General features: G+C 60.8%; 2 protein-coding genes. Both read left to right on the top strand.

Annotated elements, in window-relative coordinates:
* Positions 1 to 373 (top strand): regulatory protein RecX (locus V3W31_07245; GenBank protein ID MEE9614734.1); only part of this gene is annotated, 373 nt, incomplete at its 5' end.
* Between the two features lie 12 nt (positions 374 to 385).
* Positions 386 to 3,048, top strand: a 2,663-nt coding sequence (gene alaS / locus V3W31_07240; GenBank protein ID MEE9614733.1) for an alanine--tRNA ligase, incomplete at its 3' end; no start/stop codon positions are given.

The following is a 3,048-nucleotide window of genomic DNA, read 5'->3' as shown; positions in this document are numbered from 1 at the left end:
GGTAGAGGACACCGTCCTGTGGCTCCGGGAGATGAACTACCTCGACGACAAAACCTTTGCCCGGGAATGGTCCCGCTCGAGAAGGGAGTCGCGTAACTGGGGAAGCATCAAGATAACATCGAGACTCCGGGAAAAGGGGATAGCGCAAGAGATAATCGATGAACTTTCAAGGGAGTCGGCCGGGGAAGAGGAAACCGGCGCCGCCAGGAGAGCGCTCGATGGGTGGCTTAAACGCGGCGGCCACGAGGTACCCCTTGAAAGGGAAGGCGAGATAAAGGCCTTCAGGTTCCTCAACTCACGGGGATTCCCCGCTTCCGTGGCCCTCTCGGTCTTGAAGGAGTCCCACACCGGTACGTCCCCGGAGGAGAGCTAAAGCGGCACCTTCATGAAAACAAGCGACATAAGGAAAAAATTTCTCGACTACTTCGAGAGGAACGGCCACACGCTCGTCCCCTCCTCGGGCCTCGTGCCGAAGGGCGACCCCACGCTTCTCTTTACCAACGCAGGCATGGTCCGGTTCAAGGGCGTTCTGCTGGGCGAGGAAAAGTGCGACTACGTAAGGGCCGCCTCCTGCCAGAAGTGCATGAGGGCCGGGGGGAAGCACAGCGACCTTGAAAACGTCGGCAGGACCGCACGCCACCACACCTTCTTCGAAATGCTCGGCAACTTCTCCTTCGGGGACTACTTCAAGGAGGGCGCCATAGAGTTCGCCTGGGAGTTCCTCACGCGCGAGATGGGACTGCCAGAGGAGAAACTCTACGCCACGGTCTTCACCGAAGACGACGAGGCGGCCGAACTGTGGAAGAAAAAGACAGGGCTCCCGAAAGAACGCATCGTAAGGCTCGGGGAGGAGGACAACTTCTGGAGCATGGGAGACACAGGCCCCTGCGGCCCCTGCTCCGAAATACTGATAGACCAGGGGGAGGAACTCGGGTGCGGCAAGCCCACGTGCCGGCCCGGCTGCGACTGTGACAGGTACCTCGAGATATGGAACCTGGTCTTCATGCAGTACGACAGGGACGCCGCCGGAAAGCTCACCCCGCTCCCGAGCCCCAGCATAGACACGGGCATGGGCCTCGAAAGGCTTGCCGCCGTGATGCAGGGGGTTAAGAGCAACTACGAAACCGACCTCTTCATACCCATAATAGAGCTGATAGAGAAGCTCACGGCGGTCAAGTACGAATACGGCCGGAGCCCCACGGACGTCTCCATAAGGGCCGTGGCCGACCACTCGAGGGCGACGGCCTTCCTCATCACCGACGGGATACTGCCGTCGAACGAAGGAAGGGGCTACGTACTCAGGAGAATAATAAGAAGGGCCGCAAGACACATACGGCTCCTCAAACCGGGCGAGCCCCTCCTCTACAGGATAAACGAAAAGGTCGTGGAGCTTATGAGCGGCACCTACCCCGAGCTCAAGAACGCAAGGGAGCTCATAATGAAAGCCACGAGAGCGGAAGAGGAAAGGTTCCTCGAAACTCTCGACAAGGGGCTGGCCATACTCGAAGAGGAGGTAGGCGGGCTCAAGAAGAAGGGTGAAACCGTGGTGCCCGGCCCGGCACTATTCAAGCTCTACGACACCTACGGCTTTCCAATGGACCTCACCGCAGATATAGTGGAGAAGGAGGGGTTTACCGTGGACGAAGAGGGTTTTAATACGGCCATGGAAGAGCAGCGCCAAAAGGCCCGGAAGGCCTGGAAGGGCTCAGCGGAGCCCGGGGGCTCAGCGGAGCCCAGGGGCTCAGGGGAGCCCGGGGGCGAGGTGGGGGCTGAAACCATCTACTCCGAACTCTCGGCTGCCGGGGTCGCTTCGAGCTTTGTCGGCTACCAGATGGAGGCCGCGTCGTCCAGGGTCACCTGCATAATAAAGGACGGCAAGAGAGTGGAGTCCGCCTCCGCCGGAGAGAAGGTGGGGATTATAACGGAAGAGACCCCTTTCTACGGCGAGTCCGGAGGACAGGCCGGAGACACGGGTGCGATAGTCGCCAGCGGTCTCTTGATAAAGGTAACGGATACGAAGAGACCGGCCGAGGACCTGGTCACTCACCACTCGGTCGTGGAAGAGGGGACGGTGTCAATAGGGGACGAGATCGAACTCGTGCCGGATATGGACAGGAGGAACTCCATCCGCCGCAACCACACCGCCACGCACATACTCCACGCCGCCTTGAGGGAGAGTTTTGGGGAGCACGTAAGGCAGGCCGGCTCGCTCGTCACCCCCGCCGGACTCCGCTTCGACTTCAACCACTTCTCCGCTATAACGGACGAGGAGATAAGGACTATCGAGCAGAAGGCCAACATCGTGGTAAGGGCGAATATCGAGGTGGAGACCGAGGTATTGCCCTACGAGCAGGCGCTTCAGAAGGGAGCTCTCGCGTTTTTCGGCGATAAGTACGCGGATACGGTACGGATGGTGAGCATCCCCGGCATGAGCGCGGAGCTCTGCGGAGGGACGCACGTCAAGAGGACCGGAGAGATAGGGCTTATAAAGGTCCGCTCCGAAAGCTCGGTGGCCTCGGGGACAAGGAGGATAGAGGCGCTCACCGGCGAGGCCGCGCTTCAGGCCGTAAGCGAAACGGAAGAGCTCCTCGGCCTGTGCGCCGCGGCCCTCAAGGTCGGAAAGTCTGAGCTCCCCGACAGGATAAGAAAACTCCTCGAGAGGCAGAAGGAGCTCGAAAAGGAGGCCACCAAGCTAAAGGGGAGAAAGAAGGCCGAATCCGCCACTGAGCTCATCGGCCGGGCGCGCACCGTGGACGGGGTGAAGGTCCTGGCCGTACGGGTAGAGTCCGGCGGGGCGAAAGAGCTCCGGGAGACAGCGGACGCATTAAGAGCGAAGCTCGGCTCCGGCATAGTGGTGCTCGGAAGCAGCCAGGACGGCAAAGCGCTCCTGCTGGCCGCGGTTACAAAGGACCTTACCGCAAGGTTCAGCGCGGGAGAGATAGTGAAGAGGCTCGCCCCGGTGGTGGGCGGCAAGGGCGGCGGAAGGGCCGACATGGCTCAGGCCGGAGGAAAGTCCCCGGAAAAGATCGACGAGGCGGTGGAAACGGC

The sequence above is a fragment of the Thermodesulfobacteriota bacterium genome (assembly GCA_036482575.1).
Classification (GTDB): Bacteria; Desulfobacterota; GWC2-55-46; order GWC2-55-46; family JAUVFY01; genus JAZGJJ01.
Note: the sequence above shows the minus strand (reverse complement) of the source record. Positions and strands in the feature narration are given on the sequence as shown.